At 70.5% G+C, this 20,381-nt stretch carries 19 protein-coding genes and 1 pseudogene; 12 read left to right on the plus strand and 8 right to left on the minus strand.

The features are described 5' to 3' along the window. Window positions 1-6 precede the first annotated feature (6 nt). The 10 genes from nuoI (at window position 7) to ACFYNO_RS16635 (ending at window position 12,141) form a co-directional block, all read left to right on the plus strand. The gene (gene nuoI / locus ACFYNO_RS16590) at window positions 7-585 is read left to right on the plus strand and encodes an NADH-quinone oxidoreductase subunit NuoI (RefSeq protein WP_388011808.1); all 579 of its coding nucleotides are present in this window, start codon (window positions 7-9) and stop codon (window positions 583-585) included. After that, window positions 582-1,439: an NADH-quinone oxidoreductase subunit J gene (locus ACFYNO_RS16595; RefSeq protein ID WP_388011810.1), complete on the plus strand. Its 858-nt coding sequence runs from the start codon at window positions 582-584 to the stop codon at window positions 1,437-1,439. Before nuoI ends, ACFYNO_RS16595 begins: the two co-directional genes overlap by 4 nt. Next, a complete protein-coding gene (nuoK, locus tag ACFYNO_RS16600) occupies window positions 1,436-1,735 on the plus strand; it encodes an NADH-quinone oxidoreductase subunit NuoK (RefSeq protein ID WP_388011812.1) in 300 nt (99 codons plus the stop codon). The genes ACFYNO_RS16595 and nuoK overlap by 4 nt, the downstream gene beginning before the upstream one ends. Before the next feature lie 8 nt (window positions 1,736-1,743). Then, window positions 1,744-3,639: an NADH-quinone oxidoreductase subunit L gene (gene nuoL / locus ACFYNO_RS16605; protein ID WP_388011814.1), complete on the plus strand. Its 1,896-nt coding sequence runs from the start codon at window positions 1,744-1,746 to the stop codon at window positions 3,637-3,639. Between the two features lie 40 nt (window positions 3,640-3,679). Next, window positions 3,680-5,335, plus strand: coding sequence for an NADH-quinone oxidoreductase subunit M (locus ACFYNO_RS16610; RefSeq protein WP_388011816.1), 1,656 nt, complete (start codon window positions 3,680-3,682; stop codon window positions 5,333-5,335). Then, entirely contained in the window at window positions 5,332-6,996 is a 1,665-nt protein-coding gene (gene nuoN, locus ACFYNO_RS16615; protein ID WP_388011818.1) for an NADH-quinone oxidoreductase subunit NuoN, read from the plus strand. The genes ACFYNO_RS16610 and nuoN overlap by 4 nt, the downstream gene beginning before the upstream one ends. A gap of 212 nt (window positions 6,997-7,208) precedes the next feature. Beyond that, on the plus strand, window positions 7,209-8,219 hold the full coding sequence (locus ACFYNO_RS16620) for a polyprenyl synthetase family protein (RefSeq protein ID WP_388011820.1): 1,011 nt from the start codon (window positions 7,209-7,211) through the stop codon (window positions 8,217-8,219). Window positions 8,220-8,267: 48 nt separating this feature from the next. Further along, complete coding sequence (locus tag ACFYNO_RS16625; RefSeq protein ID WP_388011930.1) at window positions 8,268-8,927, plus strand: LuxR C-terminal-related transcriptional regulator; 660 nt, start codon at window positions 8,268-8,270, stop codon at window positions 8,925-8,927. A 323-nt stretch (window positions 8,928-9,250) separates the two neighbouring features. Next, entirely contained in the window at window positions 9,251-11,101 is a 1,851-nt protein-coding gene (locus tag ACFYNO_RS16630; RefSeq protein ID WP_388011932.1) for a 2-oxoacid:acceptor oxidoreductase subunit alpha, read from the plus strand. After that, window positions 11,098-12,141 (plus strand): 2-oxoacid:ferredoxin oxidoreductase subunit beta, encoded by a 1,044-nt coding sequence (locus ACFYNO_RS16635; protein ID WP_388011822.1) that lies wholly within the window; start codon window positions 11,098-11,100, stop codon window positions 12,139-12,141. Before ACFYNO_RS16630 ends, ACFYNO_RS16635 begins: the two co-directional genes overlap by 4 nt. 52 nt (window positions 12,142-12,193) lie before the next feature. On the opposite strand, the gene ACFYNO_RS16640 is transcribed toward ACFYNO_RS16635, so the two are convergent. Further along, entirely contained in the window at window positions 12,194-12,397 is a 204-nt protein-coding gene (locus ACFYNO_RS16640) for a DUF397 domain-containing protein (protein WP_388011824.1), read from the minus strand. Next, window positions 12,390-13,256 (minus strand): helix-turn-helix domain-containing protein, encoded by an 867-nt coding sequence (locus ACFYNO_RS16645; protein WP_388011826.1) that lies wholly within the window; start codon window positions 13,254-13,256, stop codon window positions 12,390-12,392. Before ACFYNO_RS16645 ends, ACFYNO_RS16640 begins: the two co-directional genes overlap by 8 nt. Window positions 13,257-13,558: 302 nt before the next feature. Between ACFYNO_RS16645 and ACFYNO_RS16650 the strand changes: the two genes are divergently transcribed. Both ACFYNO_RS16650 and ACFYNO_RS16655 read left to right on the plus strand, forming a co-directional pair. Further along, window positions 13,559-13,966, plus strand: coding sequence for an ATP-binding protein (locus ACFYNO_RS16650; protein ID WP_388011828.1), 408 nt, complete (start codon window positions 13,559-13,561; stop codon window positions 13,964-13,966). A gap of 28 nt (window positions 13,967-13,994) precedes the next feature. Beyond that, window positions 13,995-14,225, plus strand: coding sequence for a hypothetical protein (locus tag ACFYNO_RS16655; RefSeq protein WP_388011830.1), 231 nt, complete (start codon window positions 13,995-13,997; stop codon window positions 14,223-14,225). A gap of 217 nt (window positions 14,226-14,442) precedes the next feature. On the opposite strand, the gene ACFYNO_RS16660 is transcribed toward ACFYNO_RS16655, so the two are convergent. From ACFYNO_RS16660 to ACFYNO_RS16685, 6 genes and pseudogenes are all read right to left on the minus strand, one after another. Continuing rightward, window positions 14,443-15,495, minus strand: coding sequence for a UDP-N-acetylmuramate dehydrogenase (locus ACFYNO_RS16660; protein WP_388011832.1), 1,053 nt, complete (start codon window positions 15,493-15,495; stop codon window positions 14,443-14,445). A 13-nt stretch (window positions 15,496-15,508) separates the two neighbouring features. After that, window positions 15,509-16,540 (minus strand): serine hydrolase domain-containing protein, encoded by a 1,032-nt coding sequence (locus ACFYNO_RS16665; protein ID WP_388011834.1) that lies wholly within the window; start codon window positions 16,538-16,540, stop codon window positions 15,509-15,511. Then, window positions 16,537-17,853: a UDP-N-acetylglucosamine 1-carboxyvinyltransferase gene (locus tag ACFYNO_RS16670; RefSeq protein ID WP_388011836.1), complete on the minus strand. Its 1,317-nt coding sequence runs from the start codon at window positions 17,851-17,853 to the stop codon at window positions 16,537-16,539. The genes ACFYNO_RS16665 and ACFYNO_RS16670 overlap by 4 nt, the downstream gene beginning before the upstream one ends. A gap of 2 nt (window positions 17,854-17,855) precedes the next feature. Then, window positions 17,856-18,596, minus strand: coding sequence for a hypothetical protein (locus ACFYNO_RS16675; RefSeq protein WP_388011838.1), 741 nt, complete (start codon window positions 18,594-18,596; stop codon window positions 17,856-17,858). A 353-nt stretch (window positions 18,597-18,949) separates the two neighbouring features. Next, window positions 18,950-19,963, minus strand: a complete 1,014-nt coding sequence (locus tag ACFYNO_RS16680; RefSeq protein WP_388011934.1) for an XRE family transcriptional regulator — start codon at window positions 19,961-19,963, stop codon at window positions 18,950-18,952. Between the two features lie 126 nt (window positions 19,964-20,089). Continuing rightward, window positions 20,090-20,272: pseudogene (locus tag ACFYNO_RS16685) on the minus strand (multiprotein-bridging factor 1 family protein); the annotation flags it as partial. Window positions 20,273-20,381 lie beyond the last annotated feature (109 nt).

Raw genomic sequence — 20,381 nt, forward strand, 5'->3', positions numbered from 1 at the left:
TCCGGGATGACCCAGCCCGAGAACGACAAGCCGTCGCTGCTCGGCCCGGCCGCAGGCTTCGGCGTGACCTTCACGGCCATGTTCAAGAAGCGGCTGACCGAGCAGTACCCCGAGCAGAAGAAGCCGACCGCCCCCCGCTTCCACGGGCGGCACCAGCTGAACCGGCACCCGGACGGACTGGAGAAGTGCGTCGGCTGCGAGCTGTGCGCCTGGGCCTGCCCGGCCGACGCGATCTACGTGGAGGGCGCCGACAACACCGAGGAGGAGCGCTACTCCCCGGGTGAGCGGTACGGCGCGGTCTACCAGATCAACTACGCCCGCTGCATCCTGTGCGGCCTGTGCATCGAGGCCTGCCCGACCCGGGCGCTCACCATGACCAACGAGTACGAGCTGGCCGACTCCTCGCGCAAGGACCTGATCTTCACCAAGGAGCAGCTGCTGTCCGGCCTCACCGAGGGCATGGTGGCGCCGCCGCACGCGATGTTCCCGGGCACCGACGAGGGCGCCTACTACCGGGGCGAGGTCACCCAGGCCGCCCCCGGCACCATCACCCAGGAGCAGAGTGAGCGCGAGGTGACCTCATGACCTCCACGGGCGAAGCGGTCCAGTTCTGGGTGCTCGCGGTGCTCGCGGTGGGCGGCGCGCTCGGCACGGTGACCATGCGCAAGGCCGTGCACAGCGCGCTCTGCCTGGCCGCCACCATGATGGCGCTGGCGGTCTGCTACCTGGCCCAGGGCGCGGTCTTCCTGGGCGTGGTGCAGATCGTGGTCTACACCGGCGCGATCATGATGCTCTTCCTCTTCGTGGTGATGCTGGTCGGCGTCTCCACCGCCGACCAGCTCAAGGAGACCCTGAAGGGCCAGCGGATCGCCGCGGTGCTCTGCGGGCTCGGCTTCGGGGTGCTGCTGATCGCCGGCATCGCCAACGCCAGGCTGGGCCACTTCACCGGGCTCTCCGAGGCCAACGCCGAGGGCAACGTGCAGGGCCTGGCCCGGCTGATCTTCACCAAGTACGTCTGGGCCTTCGAGGTCACCGGCGCGCTGCTGATCACCGCGGCGATCGGCGCGATGGTGCTGACCCACCGCGAGCACGTGGTGAAGCCCAAGACCCAGCGCGAGCTGGCCGCCGAGCGGGTCCGGGAGAACAAGCAGGTGCCGCCGCTGCCCGCGCCCGGCGTCTACGCCCGGCACAACGCGGTGGACATCGCCGCTCTGCTGCCGGACGGCACGGTCGCCGAGGACTCGGTGATGTCGACGCTGCGCGAGCGCGGCCAGATCCGCGACGTCAGCCAGGACATGCTGCGCCGGATGGCCGAGCTGGAGAACAGCACCGCCGACTTCCTCGGCCGGCCCGCCTCCGAGCGCCCGGCGCCCGGCCGGCCGCGGCCGGCCCTGGAGACCGTCCCGACCAACCAGCCGACACCGGAGGAGGCGGAGTGAACCCGGTCAACTACCTCTACCTGGCAGCCCTGTTGTTCACCATCGGGGCCGCGGGGGTGCTGGTCCGGCGCAACGCCATCGTGCTCTTCATGTGCGTGGAGCTGATGCTGAACGCCTCCAACCTGGCCCTGGTCACCTTCTCCCGGCTGCACGGCAACCTGGACGGCCAGATCATGGCCTTCTTCACCATGGTGGTGGCCGCGGCCGAGGTCGTGGTGGGGCTGGCCATCATCATCTCCATCTTCCGTACCAGGCATTCGGCTTCGGTCGACGACAGCAACCTGATGAAGCTGTAGGGGCCGAAGTGAACACTCTCATCCCGCTGCTCATCGCGGCGCCGCTGGCCGGTGCTGCCCTGCTGCTGCTCGGCGGCCGGGCGCTGGACCGGTTCGGGCACTGGCTCGGCACCCTGGCGGCCGCGCTCTCCTTCGTCTTCGGGCTGGTCCTGTTCAGCCAGATGCTGGGCCGCTCGGTGGACCAACGAGCCGTCCACGTCAAGCTGTTCAGCTGGATCCCGGTGGCCGGCTTCAAGGCCGACGCGGCCTTCCAGCTGGACCAGCTGTCGGTCACCTTCGTGCTGCTGATCACCGGGGTCGGCACCCTGATCCACCTCTACTCGGTGGGCTACATGGCCCACGACGAGCGGCGGCGGCGCTTCTTCGGGTACCTGAACCTCTTCCTGGCCGCCATGCTGCTGCTCGTGCTGGCGGACAACTACCTCCTGCTGTACGTCGGTTGGGAGGGCGTCGGGCTCGCCTCGTACCTGCTGATCGGGTTCTGGCAGCACAAGCCCAGCGCGGCCACCGCGGCCAAGAAGGCCTTCCTGGTCAACCGGGTCGGCGACGTCGGCCTGTCGATCGCGATCATGCTGATGTTCACCCAGTTCGGCGACTTCTCCTTCAGCGGCGTTTTCGGCGCGGCCCACCAGGCCGGCGAGGGCAAGCTGACCGCGATCGGCCTGATGCTGCTGCTGGCGGCCTGCGGCAAGTCGGCCCAGGTGCCGCTGCAGAGCTGGCTCGGCGACGCGATGGAGGGCCCGACCCCGGTCTCCGCGCTGATCCACGCGGCCACCATGGTGACCGCCGGCGTCTACCTGATCACCCGGTCGAGCGCGATCTTCGACCTCGCCCCGGACGCCCAGACGGCGGTGGTCTGCGTGGGCGCGGTCACCCTGCTCTACGGTGCGATCGTCGGGTGTGCCAAGGACGACATCAAGAAGGCGCTGGCCGGCTCGACCATGTCGCAGATCGGCTACATGATCCTGGCGGCCGGGCTCGGCCCGATCGGTTACGTCTTCGCGATCATGCACCTGGTCACCCACGGCTTCTTCAAGGCCGGGCTCTTCCTCGGCGCCGGATCGGTCATGCACGGCATGGACGACGAGGTGGACATGCGGCACTACGGCGGGCTGCGCAAGTACCTGCCGGTCACGTTCGTCACCTTCGGCCTCGGCTACCTGGCGATCATCGGGTTCCCCGGCCTGTCCGGCTTCTTCTCCAAGGACAAGATCATCGAGGCGGCCTTCGCCAAGGGCGGCACCGAGGGCTGGATCCTCGGCCTGGTCACCCTGGTCGGCGCCGCGGTCACCGCGTTCTACATGACCCGGGTGATGCTGATGACCTTCTTCGGCGAGAAGCGCTGGCAGCCGGACGCGAACGGCGAGCTGCCGCACCCGCACGAGTCGCCGAAGACCATGACCCTGCCGATGATCGTGCTGGCCTTCGGCTCGGTACTGGCCGGCGGGCTGTTCAGCCTCAACGACGCCTTCGTCAACTGGCTGCAGCCGATCACCGGGCACAGCGAGGGCAACTCCCCGCTGCCGTCGATCGCGGTCACCGCGATCACCATGGTCTGCATGCTGGCCGGTGTCGGCGCCTCCTACCTGGTCTACGGGCGCAACCCGGTGCCGGTCACCCCGCCGGTGGGCTCCGCGCTCACCCGGGCCGCCCGGCGCGACCTGCTGCAGGACGACATCAACCACGCGGTGCTGGTCCGGCCCGGCTCGGCGCTCACCGCCGCGCTGGTCTACTTCGACAGCAAGGGCCTGGACGGCGTGGTCAACGGCCTGGCCGCGACCATCGGCGGGCTCTCCAGCCGGGTGCGCCGGGTGCAGAACGGCTACGTCCGTTCCTACGCGCTCTCCATGTTCGGCGGCACGCTGGTGCTGGTCGCCACCACTCTCCTGATGAGGTCGGTATGAGGAACCTGACTGATCTGGCCTGGCGTCAGGAGGTGGCGGCATGAGTGTCCTGCTCACCACCGCCTGCGCCGTCCCGGCCGCCGGGGCGATCGTCACCGCCGCGCTGCCGGCCGGGACCACCGAGTCCCGGCGGCGCACCACCAAGGCCGTCGCGCTGGCCTTCTCGGTGGCCGCCCTCGGGCTCGCCGCGGCGATCGCGGCGCGCTTCGACTCCGGCGGTCCGCGCTACCAGCTGACCGAGCACTACAGCTGGATCCGGGCCTTCGGGATCAGCTTCTCGTTCGGCGTGGACGGGATCGGCGCCGTGCTGGTGCTGCTCACCGCGGTGCTGGTGCCGCTGGTGATGCTGGCCTCCTGGCACGACGCCACTCCGGACACCGGCGACTCCGTCGCGGGAGGCCCCGCTCCGGAGGGGTCGTTCGGCAGCAACACTTTCGAGGGGCGCCGTCGGACCCAGGGCTACTTCGCGCTGATCCTCGCCGTCGAGGCGATGGTGCTGGTCTCCTTCCTGGCCACCGACGTCTTCCTCTTCTACGTCTTCTTCGAAGCCATGCTGATCCCGATGTACTTCCTGATCGGCGGCTTCGGCGACAAGGCGGGCGGCCCCGAGCAGGCCCGGCAGCGGTCCTACGCGGCCGTCAAGTTCCTGCTCTACAACCTGCTCGGCGGCCTGGTGATGCTGGCCGCGGTGATCGGCCTCTACGTCATCGCGCAGAACCAGAACCTGGGCACCTTCGACCTCCAGGCCCTGACCTCGGCGATCGCCGACGGCAAGCTGGTGATCGACCCCAACGCGGAGCGGGCGCTCTTCCTCGGCTTCTTCTTCGCCTTCGCGGTGAAGGCCCCGCTCTGGCCGCTGCACACCTGGCTGCCGAACGCGATGGGCGAGTCCACCGCCGGAACGGCCGTGCTGATCACCGCGGTGGTGGACAAGGTCGGCACCTTCGCGATGCTCCGGTTCTGCCTGGGCCTGTTCCCGAACGCGTCCAAGTTCTTCGCCCCGGCGATCCTGGTGCTCGCCGTGATCGGCATCCTCTACGGCGCGCTGCTGGCGGTGGGCCAGAAGGACATCAAGCGGCTGGTCGCCTACGCGTCGATCTCGCACTTCGGCTTCATCATCCTGGGCATCTTCGCGATGACCAGCCAGGGCCAGAGCGGCGCCACCCTCTACATGGTCAACCACGGCATCTCGACCGCGCTGCTGATGCTGATCGCCGGCTTCCTGATCTCGCGCCGCGGCTCCCGGCTGATCGCCGACTACGGCGGCGTGCAGAAGGTCGCACCGGTGCTGGCCGGCACCTTCCTGATCGGCGGCCTGGCCACCCTCTCGCTGCCCGGGCTGGCGCCCTTCGTCAGCGAGTTCCTGGTGCTGGTCGGCACCTTCACCCGGTACCCGGCGCTCGGCATCGTCGCCACCCTGGGCATCGTGCTTGCCGCGCTCTACGTGCTCGTGCTCTACCAGCGCACCATGACCGGCCCGGTCAAGGCGAGCGTCAGCGGGATGCCCGACCTGAAGGCCCGTGAGCTGCTGGTGGCCGCGCCGCTGATCGCGCTGACCATCGCGCTCGGCGTCTACCCCAAGCCGCTCACCGACCTGGTCAACCCGGCCGTCGCGGACACCCTCTCCCAGGTCCACCGGACCGACCCCGCCCCGGCCCACCCGGTGGCGGCCCCCGCAGGAGGTGAGACCAAGTGAGCGCTGTCCACAGCCTGTGGCTGCTGCACGACCAAACGCTGCTCGCTGCTTCGGGCGGCAACACGCCGAGCATCCCGGCGCCGCAGATCGAGTACGGCCAGCTCTCCCCGATGCTGGTGGTCTTCGGCACGGCGGTGGTGGGCATCCTGCTGGAGGCCTTCGTGCCCCGCCGCTGGCGCTACCGCGCGCAGCTGGCGGTCGCGCTGCTCGGCCTGGCCGGCGCCTTCGCCGCCGTGGTGGTGCTGGCCAGCGAGGGCTACGCCACCACCAAGAGCGGCCTGCTGGCGATGGGCTCGGTGGCGCTGGACGGCCCCGCGCTCTTCCTCCAGGGCGTGATCATCCTGGCCGCCGCGATGTCGGTGCTGCTCTACGCCGAGCGCGGGCTGGACCCCCGGGTGGAGGGCGTGCCGCAGGACCCCTTCGCCCCGCAGGCCTCCGCCACCCCCGGCGGCGAGCAGGAGCGGCAGGCGGCCCGGGCCGGCTTCGCCAGCACCGAGGTCTACCCGCTCACCCTGTTCGCGGTCGGCGGCATGCTGCTCTTCCCGGCCGCCAACGACCTGATCACCATGTTCGTGGCGCTGGAGGTCTTCTCCCTCCCGCTCTACCTGCTCTGCGCGCTGGCCCGGCGCCGCCGGCTGCTCTCCCAGGAGTCGGCGGTCAAGTACTTTCTGCTGGGCTCCTTCTCCTCGGCCTTCTTCCTCTTCGGCAGCGCGCTGCTGTACGGCTACGCCGGCACCTTCCGGCTGCCGGAGATCGCCGACGTGGTCTCCGGCACCGCCCCGGCCACCCCGGCGCTGGCCGTCTCCACCCAGAACGACGCGCTGCTGCTGATCGGCCTGGCGATGCTCGCGGTCGGCCTGCTCTTCAAGGTCGGCGCGGTGCCGTTCCACGCCTGGACCCCGGACGTCTACCAGGGCGCCCCGACCCCGGTCACCGGCTTCATGGCGGCCGCCACCAAGGTGGCCGCGTTCGGCGCGCTGCTGCGGATCTTCTACGTCGCCTTCCCCGGCCTGCGCTGGGACTGGCGGCCGGTGATGTGGGGCGTGGCGATCCTCACCATGGTGGCCGGCGCGGTGCTGGCGGTCACCCAGCAGGACGTCAAGCGGCTGCTGGCCTACTCCTCGATCGCGCACGCCGGCTTCATCCTGACCGGCGTGATCGCCACCAACCGGCAGGGCCTGGGCGCGGTCCTCTTCTACCTGCTCGCCTACGCCCTGGTGACGCTGGGCGCCTTCGCCGCCGTCACCCTGGTCCGGGACTCCCGGGGCGAGGCCACCCACCTGTCCAGCTGGGCCGGGCTGGGGCGGCGCTCGCCGCTGCTGGCGGCGGTCTTCGCGCTCTTCCTGCTCTCCTTCGCCGGCATCCCGCTGACCGCGGGCTTCACCGGGAAGTTCGCGGTCTTCCAGGCCGCGGCGGCGGGCGGGGCGACCCCGCTGGTGATCGTCGGTGTGCTGAGCTCGGCGGTGGCCGCGTTCTTCTACATCCGGGTGATCGTGCTGATGTTCTTCTCCGACCCGCAGCCGAACGGTCCCGCGGTGGTGATCCCGAGCACCGCGACGGCCACCGTGATCTCGGTCGCGGTGGCGGCCACCCTGGTGCTGGGCCTCGCGCCGCAGTACTTCCTGGACCTGGCGTCCAAGGCGGCGATGTTCGTCCGCTGAGCGGCCCGCCCCGCACGGACTGCCCGACAGGGCGCTGAACGAGGTGTGAACAACCGGGTCCGGGGCGGCTGTCCCCGGGCCCGGTGCCATCTTCGGTCTCCGACCAGCACGCCCGTACAGTGATCCACTCGTGACCCGATACGCTGCTGGTGATGGCAGCGGCCGCAACAGGGACCGGACCGCATGATCGACCGGCGACAGGAGTGGTCTTCGTGACCGTCGTAGGACCCTTCGGGCTCAGCGTGCAGGACCGCGATCTGACCCGTGACGTCCAGGCCGGACTGGAGGCGGTCGAGACCGCCCTCGCCGAGGCCGTCAAGAGCGACATCCCGTTCATCACCATCACCGCCAGCCACCTGATCGAGGCCGGCGGCAAGCGGTTCCGCCCGCTGCTGGTGATGCTCGCCGCCCAGTTCGGCGACCCGACCGCGCCCGGGGTGGTCCCCGCCGCCGTGGTCGTCGAGCTGACCCACCTGGCCACCCTGTACCACGACGACGTGATGGACGAGGCGCCGGTGCGCCGCGGCGCACCCAGCGCCAACGCCCGCTGGGACAACTCGGTGGCCATCCTCACCGGCGACTTCCTCTTCTCGCGCGCCTCCCAGGTGCTGGCCGACCTCGGCCCGGAGGCCGTGCGGATCCAGGCAGACGCCTTCGAGCGGCTGGTCACCGGCCAGATCCTGGAGACCGCCGGCCCGCAGCCCGGCGACGACCGGCTGAGCCACTACCTGGACGTGCTGGCCGGCAAGACCGGCGCGCTGATGGCCGTCTCCGGCCGGTTCGGCGCGCTGATGGCCGGCGCCGAGCCGTGGATGGTCGACATCCTCACCGAGTACGGCGAGAAGATGGGCCTGGCCTTCCAGCTCGCCGACGACGTGCTGGACATCGCCAGCGACGGCCACGAGTCCGGCAAGACCCCCGGCACCGACCTGCGCGAGGGCGTGCCGACCCTGCCGGTGCTGCTGCTCGACTCGATGCCGGTCAACGAGGACGACGCCGAGGACCTCCGGCTGCGCGAGCTGGTCGGCACCGACCTGACGGACCCTCAGCGGCACGCCGAGGCGCTGCGGCTGCTGCGCCGGCACCCGGCGCTGGAGCACGCCCGCCGGGAGACCCTGCGGTACGCCGAGGAGGCCCGGGCGCTGCTCGCCCCGCTGCCGGACTGCCCGGCCAAGGCGGCCCTGCAGGGGCTCTGCGACGCGGTGGCCATCCGTACCATGTGAGGCAGCAACGTCCCGCCTGGGGGCGTCTCACTGGGGGTTCCGCACATGCTGCGCGTCGTCATCGCCGAGGATTCGGTCCTGCTCCGGGAGGGCCTGACCCGGCTGCTCACCGACCGCGGCCTGGAGGTGGTCGCCGGGGTGGCGGACGCCGCGGCGCTGCTGAAGACGATCGACGAGCTGGCGGCGGGGGACGGGCTGCCGGACGTGGTGGTGGCCGACGTGCGGATGCCGCCCAGCTTCACCGACGAGGGCGTGCGGGCCTGCGTGGCGCTGCGGGACAAGTTCCCGGGACTCGGCGTGCTGGTGCTCTCGCAGTACGTGGAGGAGCAGTACGCGGGTGAGCTGCTGGCCGGTTCCACCCGGGGCGTCGGGTACCTGCTGAAGGACCGGGTGGCCGAGGTCCGCGAGTTCGTGGACGCGGTGCAGCGGGTCGCCCAGGGCGGCACGGCGCTGGACCCCGAGGTGGTGCAGCAGCTGCTCAGCCGCAGCCGCAAGGGTGACGTGCTGGTCGGGCTCACTCCGCGTGAGCGCGAGGTGCTCGCCCTGATGGCCGAGGGGCGGACCAACGCGGCGATCGCCAAGCAGCTGGTGGTCTCGGACGGCGCGGTGGAGAAGCACGTCTCCAACATCTTCCAGAAGCTCGGCCTGGGCCAGAGCCAGCAGGACCACCGCCGGGTGCTGGCGGTGCTCACGTACCTCAACTCCTGACGCCCCGCATACCCCGACTCGCGCCTCCCCGCCACCTGAACTCCTGTTCGCCTGGGCCGAAACGGGCCTCCTTCGGCCAATCGCTCGAGTCAGGGTCCAAGCTTGCTCCAGTTACCGCCCCAGCAATCCCACCGCGCATAGGATGCGAGCGGTGCACCAGGCGGACGGGGCACAGGGCCCACTTCCGCGGCTGGTATCCCTGAAGGAGGTCCGCGGCAGTGACCAGCGAGGTCGATCAGGTAACAGCGAGTGGTGGCCCGGGCGGTTCCGGCGACGGCCTCGATGGCAGGCCGGGGCCGGGAGCGCCCAGGCGGAGCAAGCCGATCCGGCGGGTGGATCGGGTGATCATCCGGTTCGCGGGGGACTCGGGTGACGGGATGCAGCTGACCGGGGACCGCTTCACCTCGGAGACCGCCTCCTTCGGCAACGACCTGTCCACGCTGCCGAACTTCCCGGCCGAGATCAGGGCGCCCCAGGGCACCCTGCCGGGTGTCTCCAGCTTCCAACTGCACTTCGCCGACCACGACATCCTCACCCCCGGGGACGCGCCGGACGTGCTGGTGGCGATGAACCCGGCGGCGCTCAAGGCGAACCTGGCGGACCTGCCGCGCGGCGCGGAGATCATCGTCGACACCGACGAGTTCACCAAGCGGGCGCTGGCCAAGGTCGGCTACGCGGCCGATCCGCTGCAGGACGGCTCGCTCAGCTCCTACCACCTGCACAAGGTGCCGCTCACCACCCTCACGCTGGAGGCGCTGAAGGAGAGCGGGCTGGCGCGCAAGGACGCGGAGCGGGCGAAGAACATGTTCGCGCTCGGGCTGCTGTCCTGGATGTACCACCGGCCGACCAAGGGCACGGAGTCCTTCCTGCGGACCAAGTTCGCCAAGAAGCCGCTGATCGCCGAGGCCAACATCACGGCGTTCCGGGCGGGTTGGAACTTCGGCGAGACCACCGAGGACTTCGCGGTCTCCTACGAGGTGCCGCCAGCCAGGCTGCCGGCCGGCACCTACCGCAACATCTCCGGCAACCTGGCGCTCTCCTACGGGCTGATCGCCGCCGGGCAGCGCTCGGGCCTGCCGCTCTACCTGGGCTCCTACCCGATCACCCCGGCCTCGGACATCCTGCACGAGCTGTCCAAGCACAAGAACTTCGGCGTGCGGACCTTCCAGGCCGAGGACGAGATCGCCGGCATCGGTGCCGCGCTCGGCGCGGCCTTCGGCGGAGCGCTGGGCGTGACCACCACCTCGGGGCCCGGTGTGGCGCTGAAGTCGGAGGCGATCGGCCTGGCGGTCTCGCTCGAACTCCCGCTGCTGGTGGTGGACATCCAGCGCGGCGGCCCGTCCACCGGCCTGCCCACCAAGACCGAGCAGGCCGACCTGCTGCAGGCGATGTTCGGCCGCAACGGCGAGGCCCCGGTGCCGATCGTCGCCCCGGCCACGCCCGCGGAGTGCTTCGACGCGGCGCTGGAGGCGGCCCGGATCGCCGTCACCTACCGCACCCCGGTGATGCTGCTCTCGGATGGCTACCTGGCCAACGGCTCGGAGCCCTGGCGGATTCCGGCGGTCGACGAACTCCCGGTCATCGAGCCGGACTTCGCGACCGGCCCGAACGCCGAGGGCGGCGCCTTCCACCCGTACAAGCGCGACCCCGAGACGCTGGCCCGCCCCTGGGCGGTGCCCGGCACGCCCGGTCTGGAGCACCGGATCGGCGGCATCGAGAAGCAGGACGGCACCGGCAACATCTCCTACGACCCGGCCAACCACGATCTGATGGTCCGCACCCGGCAGGCCAAGATCGACGGCATCACCGTGCCGCAGCTGGAGGTCGACGACCCGGACGGCCGGGCCCGGGTGCTGGTGATCGGCTGGGGCTCCACCTACGGTCCGATCGCCGCGGCCGTGCGCCGGGTCCGCGCGGACGGCGGCCACGTCGCCCAGGCCCACCTGCGCAACCTCAACCCCTTCCCGGCCAACCTCGGTGTGGTGCTGGATAGTTACGACAAGGTGATCGTCCCCGAGATGAACCTGGGCCAGCTCGCCCTGCTGCTGCGCGGCAAGTACCTGGTGGACGCCCAGTCCTACAACCAGGTCCGCGGACTGCCGTTCAAGGCAGCGCAGTTGGCGGACGTGCTGTGGGCGGCGATCGGCACCCTGGACGACGGAGAGACCCGATGAGCGAGCTGCGTTCCCTTTCGCTGGTGCCCAAGGCCGAAGCACTGCAGACGGCCAAGGAGTTCAAGACCGACCAGGAGGTGCGCTGGTGCCCGGGGTGTGGGGACTACGTGATCCTCAACGCCGTGCAGGCCTTCATGCCCGAGCTGGGCATCAAGCGCGAGAACACCGTCTTCATCTCGGGCATCGGCTGTTCGTCCCGGTTCCCGTACTACATGAACACGTACGGGGTGCACTCCATCCACGGGCGCGCGCCGGCGATCGCCACGGGGCTGGCGACCTCGCGGCAGGACCTGTCGGTGTGGGTGGTCACGGGGGACGGCGACGCGCTGTCGATCGGCGGCAACCACCTGATCCACGCGCTGCGGCGGAACGTGAACCTGAAGATCCTGCTCTTCAACAACCGGATCTACGGATTGACGAAGGGTCAGTACTCGCCGACCTCGGAGGTCGGCAAGATCACCAAGTCCACCCCGATGGGTTCGCTGGACGCGCCGTTCAACCCCGTCTCGCTGGCGCTGGGGGCCGAGGCCACCTTCGTGGCGCGGGCGATCGACTCGGACCGGGCCGGACTGACGTCGGTCCTGCGCACGGCGGCGGCGCACGAGGGCACGGCGCTGGTGGAGATCTACCAGAACTGCAACATCTTCAACGACGGCGCTTTCGACGTGCTGAAGGACTCGGAGAGCGCCGAGCGTGCTCTCATCCGGCTGGAGCACGGCCAGCCGGTCACCTTCGGCGGGCGGGGCGTCTTCCGCGACGCGCGGAGCGGCGAGCTGACGACGGCGGAGCTGACGGAGGCCAACCGCTCGGACGTGCTCGTGCACGACGCCCACGCGGCCAGCCCGGTGAGCGCGTTCGCACTCTCGCGGTTGGCGGACAACGACACGCTGCACCAGACGCCGATCGGCATCTTCCGGGATGTGCAGCGGCCGGTGTACGACACGTTGATGGCGGAGCAGTTGGAGACGGCGGTGGAGCAGAAGGGGGCGGGTGACCTGGCCTCCCTGCTGGCGGGGCCGGACACCTGGACGATCGCCTGACGGAGGATGGTCGGTCGGCCCCTCGCCTGGGAAGGCGAGGGGCCGTTGTCGGTCAGTTGCCGAGTTCGGTGAAGTGGTCGAACTCGCCGGCCTTGACGCCCTGGAGGAACTTGGCGAACTTGGTCGGGCTGGTGCGGACGATGATGTCGCCGTCGTCGGACTCGCGGAGTTCGATGAGGCCGTCGGCGGCGCGGACCTCGACGCACTCGTCATGATTGGCGGAATAGCTTGATTTCTGCCAGGTAGAGCTATGCATGCTTGTCTTCCACTTTCCCCTTGATGGACCGGATGAGCTCTCGTGACTCCCTCTCCGGGAGGGCGCTGGACCCCAACCGGGCGATGATGGCTCGAAACCTCGCCAGATGGGCTGGAGCGTCGAAGACCTGCCCGCCATGACCAGTGTCCATCTGTGCGAAGTCCAGTTCGGAGATCGGACCAGCCATGTAGGTGAAGTTCTCACTGGGACTCGGGAGAGCGTCCGAGTCGAACGGGAGCACCCTGATGGAGGTTCCGGGACGCTCGGAGTCGACGATGAGTGAGTCGAGCTGGTCGGCGAGAATCCTGGACCCGCAGAACCGCATGCGGAGCGCGGCTTCATGGATGTACACCGAGTTCGGCAAGCCACGTGCTCGGGCAGCCTCCTGTCGTTGCATCCGGAACCTCACTCGGAGGTCGACCTGCTGCTGTGCGAGGGGCGGGTGGGCCTGGGCGAACAAGGAGCGGGCGTAGGCGTCGGTCTGAAGCAGCCCGGGCATGAAAGTGCTCGTGTAGGTGACCAGATGTTCTGCTCCGCGTTCCAGCTCAGCCACCTCAAGGAAGTCGGTCGAGAGGACTCCTCGGTACTCCTCCCACCAGCCGCCCTTCTCGCGATCCGCGATGATGTCGAGCAGCGCGTCAATCAAAGGCTGGTTCGCACACATGCATGTGGCAGCGATGGCATGCAAGCGCTCCATGCTGACGCTGGCCTTGCCGTTCTCCGCCTGCGCCACGTACGCGGAGGTGGCACCGAGCAACCGGGCCAGCTGACTTCCGCTGAGGCCGGCCTGCTCTCGCATCCTCCGCAACTCAGCACCGAGGCGGCGCTGACGAAGCGTTGGGTTCTGGCGACCGGGCATGGACGTCCTCTCGGCGGTTCGTGGTATCAGTGTGCCAAGTCCGTGGCGAGCGAGGCCAGCCGTCACTCGGGAGGTGGAACCTTCCCTGAAGCTACTTAGAACTAAGTGCTCGTGGGCTATGGTCGATGTCGTAAGTCCGATCCGACGGATCGTCAGTAACGCCTCTTATCAGGGCAGTAGGCTCCGCTGCCCCGCACCGCAGAGCAGCCACACGCGACCCCAACCAGTCCCGTCCTGGCCTGGCTCACGGCGACGCATCCGCCGATCGGCGAAACCTCACCGCACCTCACGGAGGTTCCACCATGTGCAGCACCTTCAGCCTGCCCAGCTCCCCCGAATCCCCCGAGCCGCCCGACTGGTCCGCTGCCCGGGAGGAGCTGCGCGACCTCCTCGTCACCGCCGGGTGGCCCGACGACCTGGTCCGCGACGCCGAACTCGCCCTGCACGAGCTGTTCGTCAACGCCTGGAAGCACGGCGGCAGTCCCGCGCCCGTCGTGGTCGTCGCGCTCCGCACCCGTCGCACGCTGCGGGTCTCCGTTGCCGACGAGAGCCCCGTCCTGCCCGAGCAGCGCACCGGTTCCGCCGACCCGTACGAGCTGTCCGGTCGGGGCCTGCACCTCGTCCAGTCGCTGACCCACCGCTTCGGCACGGCGCCGGCGAAGCGGGGCAAGCGGGTGTGGTTCGAGCTGAACCTGGAGTCCGCCGCGTGAGCGGCGCCCTGGCGATGGAGGTGAACCCGTGGGAGTCCTGATCCAGCTGCCGCTCCACGTCGAGCGCACCACTGTCGCCCACCTCGATGTGGAGAGCGCGCCCGATGCTGCCGTCCAGCTTCGCGCCGCCGTCGACTTCGGTGTCGAGGTCGCCCCCGGCAATCAACTCGCCCTCGCTCTCAGCCGCGAGCAGGCCGAGCACCTGCTCCAGGACCTGGCTGCCCGCCTCGGCCACCGCGTGATCGGCCCACGGCGGTGAGGCCCGGCGCCGAGGACGTCCTGATCACGGCGGCCCTGGCGATCACGTTCCTCCTCGCCCTCGCCGGGGCTGCCTTTGGCGTCGTCAGTACTCGCCACATGATCAGATCACTTGAGAGGGAGGCAGTTTGCTGCGACCACCGTGCCCCGATCCGAAACGTAGCCGACTGACAACAGCTCGCTGAGAGCCGAGCAGGTGGCCACGGCGGCGTAGCAGGTCAGGTCTCGGCGCCAGTCGGCCAGGCGCCGACCGGCACCGGCTCAAGAATCAGGGCGATCCCGCAGGTGCCCTGGACCTTCCGTGCGAGGCGGTGGAGGACATCGCGAAAGCTGGTAGCCGTCGCCCCGTCGTGGACGGTCAGGGTGAGCGCACGGTGGCGTGAGCACTTGATGCCGTCGGCCCGCCATTGGCCCGGCCCGTAGCCGGCTTGCTCCATCAGCCAACCCGCGCTGGCTCGGAGCCGACCGTCGCTGCTGGTGTGGACCGGGCAGCCGACCGCTGACAGGTCGGCGGCCTGGACGACGGTGACGGGCGGGTTGAGGAAGATTGAACCCACCTGGCGGGCCTCGGGACCGTGCGGGTCGAGCAGGAGGCCGCGGCGGTGGCGGTTGGCGAGGACGCCGGTGATCACCTCGGGCACTGGTGCTCGGTAGCCCAGCGGCAGGTCGAGTTCGTCGGCCAGCTGCTGGTAAGCCAGCGGCGTTGACTTCTCTGCCCGGGTGAGGTGGAAGGTGGCGGTGAGGATCGTCCAACGGCCGGGGTGGGACTTGAAGATGCTGTGGCGGTAGCGGAAACGGCAGGCCTGGGCGGGCAGTGTGCGCAGTCTCCGGTGCTGCCAGTCCCAGGCGGTGACGTGGTGGAGGGCTTCGGCGATCTGCTGGCCGTAGGCTCCGGCGTTCTGGACCGGGGCAGCCCCGGTCGTGCCGGGTATTCCGGCCAGGCACTCGATCCCGGCCAGGTGCTCGGTTGCAGCCCAGGCGACGAGGTCGGTGAGCGGGTGGCCGGCCTGGACGGTGACGGCCACCGTGTTCTCGTCCACGTGCTCGGCGGTGATGCCTCGGGTGTTCATCACCAGCACCGTGCCCCGGTGTCCGGCGTCGGAGGCGATGACGTTGCTGCCGCCGCCCAGGACGGCCGGGGCCGGCTCGTCGTGCTGGTCGACTGCTCGGACGGTGTCGGCCCAGTCGGCCGGGTCGCAGAGGGTCAGGATGCGGTCGGCGGGTCCGCCGAGCCGCAGGGTCGTGAGGGGTGCGAGCGTGGTCGGTGCCACGGCCGGTTCCTCCCTAGGGTTCGGCGGTGACCGCCTTGAGGGCGAGGTTCCGCAGCGGTGCGAGGCGGGTGCGGTTGTCCTGGTGGTGGTAGACCGCGTTGGTGCAGATCACCAGGTAGCGGCCGGTGGCCGGGGCGAGGTAGAGGCTCGTGCCGGTGAACCCGTGGTGGTAGGCCACTCGGCCCCCATCAGCGAGGATCCAGGCCAGGCCCCGGTCGATGCCCGGCTCGATCGCGGCCTGCGGAACCATGCTGCGGGCCAGCCAGCCGCCCAGTCCGGTGCCGTCGCGGTGCCCGGCCAGCAGCGCGGTCGCGTAGGCGGCCAGGTCACCGGCGGTGGTGAAGACGCCCGCGTGCCCGGCGACGCCGCCCAGCAGGGCCGCGTTGTCGTCGTGCGGGATCCCCCACAGCCGCGGGGCACCGGCCAGTCGCTGTTCGGTCGGTGCGACCCGGTTGGAGCGGCTGATCGGCCCGTAGACAGTGTTGATCATGCCGAGCGAGGCCCAGAGGTCCACGGCCAGGTCGTCCAGGCGGCGGCCGGTGGCCTGGGCGAGCAGGAGGCCGGCGAGGATGAAGCCGCGGTTGATGTAGCGGTGCCCGGCACCCGGTTCGGCGATCAGGTCCTCGCCGCAGATCAGCGCGGCCAGGTCCTCGCCCCGGTTGCGGTACTGGTCCAGGCGGGTGTCGGCCCGAAGCCCGGTGGTGTGGGCCAGGATCTGTCCCACCGTCACCCGCCCGCCCGGCGCGTCGGCCGACACCGTGGGCAGGTAGGTGCGGACCGGGGAGTCGAGGTCGATGCCGGCGGCGTGGACGAGTGGCCAGGTCGCGACCACCTTGGTCAGCGAGGCGACGTCGTAGACGGTGTCCGGGCCGGGCCGGGCGTTGCCGCACTCAGGCGCGACGATTCCTGCTGCCAGGAAGCCGGGCACCCCGTCGAGGGTGCCGTGGGCGATGACGCCGCCGGGCACGGTGCCGTCGGCGGTCATCAGTTCCAGGCACTCGCGCAGGTCAGCAAGCTGGGCGGGCTTCCACGAGGTGATGGTCACGGCATCTCCTGGTCGATCGTCAGTTTGGCACCGAGCGAGGAGAGTTTGGGCAGCAGGCTGCCGTAGCCGCGTCGCAGGTGGTACATGCCTCGGATCGTAGAGGTGCCCTCGGCGGCCAGGGCGGCGATCAGCGCGGCGGTGGCCGCTCGGATGTCCTCCCCGGCCACGTCGGCGCCGGTCAGCGGGGCGGGACCACGGACGGTGATCGCGGCCCCGTCGGCGTTGACGGTGGCGCCGAGCGCCCGCAGCGGGCCGAGGTGGGTGGTGCGGTCGGTGTAGACGCGTTCCTCGATCCGGGAGGTGCCCGGGGCCTGGGTGAGGAAGGCAGTCAGCTGGGGCTGCACGTCGGTCGGGAAGGCGGGGTGGGGGCCGGTGGCCAGGTGCACGGTCCGGGGGCCGGCCGGGCAGTGGGCGAGGGTGCCGCCGTTGACCGGGGTCAGCTCGATCCCGGCGTCGGCGAAGACGGCCATCAGGCCGGCGGGGAAGTCGCTGGTCGGGAAGTCGTCGAGTTGGATGGTGCCGCCGGTGATCGCGGCGGCCAGGACCAGGGTGGCGGCCTCCAGCCGGTCCGGCGGGACCAGGAAGGCGCCGCCAAGGATCCGGTCGGTGCCGGTGACGTGCAGGGCGGTAGTGCCTTCCCAGGTGATGCCGACCCCGCTGGCCGCGAGCACGGCGGCGGTGACCATCACCTCCGGTTCGACGCTGGGGTTCAGGATGCTGGAGGTGCCCCGCAGGCGGGCGGCCAGCAGCATTGCGGTGACCGTGGCGCCCAGGCTCGGCCCCCACTGCCGGGTGGCGGCGTCGGTGGTGAAGGCGGCCGAGTCCCAGGAGGCGGTGCGGGCCTTCACGTGGGTGTCGGTGACCGCCAGGGTGGCGCCCGCTGCCTCCATGGCGGCGAGGTGGCGGTCGATCATGCGGCGGCAGAACGCGTCGCCGCCGGGCAGCGGGAAGCTGACCTGCCCGGCGCGGGCGAGCAGAGCGGCGGCCATGACGGCGGTGGTGCGGATGCGGCGGCCGAGTTGGTCGGGGATGACCGGGTACCAGGCAGCGGCCGGGGTGGTCTCGAAGCGGTCGCCGACGACCTTGGTCGGGGTGCCGGTGTGGTTGAGGATCTCCGCGCAGACCAGGGTGTCCAGGATCTCCGGGGCGCCGGTCAAGATCAGCGGCTCGTCCGCCAGCAGGGCGGCGGCGTACAGGTGCAGGGCGATGTTCTTGCTTCCCTGCACGGCCACCGTGCCTTCCAGGCGGTGGCCGCCAGTGACGCGGACGGTGCGGGGGTCGGTGGTGGGCGGCAGCGGGAGCTGGTCGTTCATGGTCACCTTCCTTGGCTTCCGGCGGGGAAGAAGCCCCCGACCTGGGTCTTGGGGTAGAGCACGGTGTGGGCGCCGATCAGGGTGGCGGGCTGCAGGACGGTCCCGGCCGGGATGATCACGCCGTCGCCGACGACGGCGCCGAACTTGGTCTGGCCGGTGGCGATGCGGTGTCCGTCCAGGTGGGCGCAGACCTCCTCGGTGGCCGGTTCGGTGACCGGCCCGGAGGTGACCCGCAGGCCGGTGGTGGAGACGAAGGCGCCGATGTTGACGCCCAGCCCGAGGACGGAGTCGCCGACGAAGCTGGTGTGCTTCATGAAGACGCCGCCGACCAGCAGGCTACGGGTGACCTCGGCGCCGAAGCCGATACGGCAGTCGGGGCCGATGACGGTGTTGTCCCGGACCCGGGCGCCGGCCTCGATCACCGCCCCGGGGCAGACCAGGACAGGGCCGGTGACGAACGCGCCCTCGGCGATGACGGCGCCAGCCGCCACGATCACCTTGCCCCGCACGCTCGCGCCGGGCTCGATGACGCCCTCCGACGCGGGCAGTGCAGTCTCGTCCCGGCCGGTCAGCAGGTCGGCCACGGCCTTCTTGAGGCCGAAGACGGTCGGGCAGCGATCGAGCAGCCGGAGTACGACCGGGTCGGTGACGCACTCGGTCTCGAAGTAGTACTCGGGAGTGGTTCGGTGGTCGACGCGCGCCAACTCTGCCCCGATCGACGGTACTTCAGTGAGATGGTGCATGACTTGTTCTCCTCTCGGACGAGCGAGTGAAGAGGTGCCGGACCTAGACCAGGGGTCGGTCTGGGGGCGGTGGCCGGTGCCGCTGGGGGCGCGGCCTGCTCGCCCGGGTGGACAACCAGGGTGAACGGCATCAGCACGGGAAGGTGCAGCACTGCCTAGGAGGCGGTCAGAAGTCGTCGAGCCGGTCCCGGGCCGTCGCACGGTGGTGCGGGCCGGAGACGGCTGGGGCAGAAGGGCTGTTCGTCGGCATACGGGGGCTTTCGTCAGCGGGGACGGGAGTGGTGTCCCCAGTGAAAGGCCCAGGCGAAGACCAGATCCGTAATCGGCTTACGGGCCCGTAAGCCGATTACGGGTCAGCCGAGTTGCAGACCGGACCGAGCGGCGAAGTCGCGGATGCCGGGTAGCGAGCGGTCGTGCCGCAGCAAGTCGGTGGCGACCTCGCGGACCGCGCTGCGGCGAATCTCCTGCGGGGCGGCCTGTTCAGCGGCCAGCAGGGCGCGGAATGCTTGCTCGGGCTTGCCCCACTGGTCGAACGCACGGGCCACGTCGGTGAAGAACCGGGCCTGCCGCTCGGCTGTGGGCAGCGTGGCCGGGTTCACGGTGCGGGCCAGCTCGATCGCCTGGCCGGAGTCGCCGAGTTCGTAGTGCACCGACAGGTGGTGCAGGGCGACCCCCTGGACGCCGTCCACCTGCCCGGAGGCGCGGCCGGCCGCACGGGCCTTGTCGGCAGCCTCCGCGATCAGCGAGTGCGCGTAGGGGCGGTCGCCGAGCTTCGCGGCGGTGTAGGCGGCGGTGGCGAACAGGTCCCCCTCGGCGGCGAGACGAGCCGTCTCGGGGACGCTCGCATCGCGCTGCAGGTCGTGGGCGGCGCGGACCGCGATGTCGGTGGCCCGGCTCAGATGGCCCTGGCGCCGCCAAGCACTGGAGACCATGCGCTGGGCTTCGGCGATGATCAGCCCGTCGCCGCCCGCGCGGGCGGCGGTCAGGGCCCGGTCGGAGGTGATGGCGACGAGCCCGTTGTCGCCGATCTTGATGCACAGCCGGACCGCGAGGTTGTAGAGCGCAGCCACGTTCCGGGTCGATTCCTCAGCAGGGCTGATGCTCTGGGCGGCGGCGATCCACCCCGGCAGAGCCTGGGCGAGAGCGTCGTAGCGGGCCGCGCGGAAGTCCTGACGTGCGAACAGGATCGAGGCTTGGATCGAGGACGCGGTGGGCTCGCGCTGGCCGGGGATGGTGCCGACGGTGCCGTAGAGCACCAGCTCCTCCAGCGGGGCCAGCGGCGCCGGGCTCGCTGCGGCCGGCTCGGTGCCGAGCACCGGCGTGAAGACGGCGGCAGCGGCAGCGGCCAGCAGTTCGCGGCGTCGCACCTCGTCGTCATCCTCCTCGGCAGCCGGATTGGGCGTCAGCCTAGCGGAGCTGACCTTTCGTCGAGGCGAACTGGACACGACCCGCGCAGGTTGCGGGCAGGCCAGCAGTATCTCCAGGGTCGTGCCTAGTACGCGAGCGAGTAGCGCCAGCATCTCGACGTTGCGGACCGGAATCAGCCCCCGCTCGACCCCGGACACCCACTCCTCGCTCCGACGGACCTCGGCGGCGAGATCACGTTGGAACCAGCCCTTGCGCGTGCGCAACCTGGCGATGAACTCGCCGAAGGTCGCTTCCCCGCCCCCAGCCACGGCCTGCCCCTGCCGCTCGTGTCCGGACAGTTACAGCAAGCAACCGTACTCGCTGTCTGGAACTTGATGCAGGGGATCAGCTGAGAACCCAGGGTTGAGGAGTGAGCAT

It is taken from the genome of Kitasatospora sp. NPDC006697 (assembly GCF_042869935.1).
Lineage (GTDB): Bacteria > Actinomycetota > Actinomycetes > Streptomycetales > Streptomycetaceae > Kitasatospora.

Excerpts from the sequence above, each read along its gene's own strand:
- nuoI (WP_388011808.1), top strand. The coding sequence starts at position 7 with ATGACCCAGCCCGAGAACGACAAGCCGTCGCTGCTCGGCCCGGCCGCA.
- ACFYNO_RS16595 (WP_388011810.1), top strand. The coding sequence starts at position 582 with ATGACCTCCACGGGCGAAGCGGTCCAGTTCTGGGTGCTCGCGGTGCTC.
- ACFYNO_RS16610 (WP_388011816.1), top strand. The coding sequence starts at position 3,680 with ATGAGTGTCCTGCTCACCACCGCCTGCGCCGTCCCGGCCGCCGGGGCG.
- ACFYNO_RS16635 (WP_388011822.1), top strand. The coding sequence starts at position 11,098 with ATGAGCGAGCTGCGTTCCCTTTCGCTGGTGCCCAAGGCCGAAGCACTG.
- ACFYNO_RS16640 (WP_388011824.1), bottom strand. The coding sequence starts at position 12,397 with ATGCATAGCTCTACCTGGCAGAAATCAAGCTATTCCGCCAATCATGAC.
- ACFYNO_RS16645 (WP_388011826.1), bottom strand. The coding sequence starts at position 13,256 with ATGCCCGGTCGCCAGAACCCAACGCTTCGTCAGCGCCGCCTCGGTGCT.
- ACFYNO_RS16650 (WP_388011828.1), top strand. The coding sequence starts at position 13,559 with ATGTGCAGCACCTTCAGCCTGCCCAGCTCCCCCGAATCCCCCGAGCCG.
- ACFYNO_RS16670 (WP_388011836.1), bottom strand. The coding sequence starts at position 17,853 with ATGAACGACCAGCTCCCGCTGCCGCCCACCACCGACCCCCGCACCGTC.
- ACFYNO_RS16675 (WP_388011838.1), bottom strand. The coding sequence starts at position 18,596 with ATGCACCATCTCACTGAAGTACCGTCGATCGGGGCAGAGTTGGCGCGC.